Raw genomic sequence first — 596 nt, forward strand, 5'->3', positions numbered from 1 at the left:
AGCTTCCTCTTTTTTGTTTTTATAGGATGTTTTATTGTTTAGTTTTGTACTACAATAAACTCAGATCTTCTGTTTTTTTGGTGTTCTTCTTCAGAGCATTTGCTGTTAGAGTCACAATTGTTTGTAAGCTCTGACTCACCAAATCCTTTACCAGAAACACGCTCAGGCGCAATACCATTATCTAGTAAGTATTTTACAGTTTCTTTAGCTCTTCTGTTAGATAGAGCTAAGTTATACTCATTAGTAGCTCTGGCATCTGTATGTGAACGAACCTCAATAACCACCTCTGGGTATTCTTTAAGGTATGCAAACACTTGTTGCATAGTAATTTGTCCGTCAATTCTAATAAATGATTTATCAAGGTCAAAATAAATAGGATCTAGTTTTAAGTACTTTGTTAAGTCAGTACCAATAGGCGCAGCTCTTTTAATAGGATTTAATTTTACAATAACAGGTTTTAATTCTTTATTGCGTTCCATAGTAAAGGAGGTAGTACCTTGCTCAAACTCTATTTTTTCTCCCAGTAGGGTATAGGTATCATCCCAACAAATATCATTTAGTGTAAAGTTTCCTTTGGTGTCTGTTTTAGTTTCAAA

General features: G+C 33.6%; 1 protein-coding gene. It reads right to left on the bottom strand.

The window, feature by feature from the left end; genetic code table 11:
* Positions 1-38: 38 nt before the first annotated feature.
* The coding region (locus KLA_RS17415) for an OmpA family protein (RefSeq protein ID WP_034647539.1) at positions 39-596 on the bottom strand (558 nt) is incomplete at its 5' end.

This window comes from Cellulophaga geojensis KL-A, from assembly GCF_000568425.1.
Taxonomy (GTDB): Bacteria; Bacteroidota; Bacteroidia; order Flavobacteriales; family Flavobacteriaceae; genus Cellulophaga; species Cellulophaga lytica.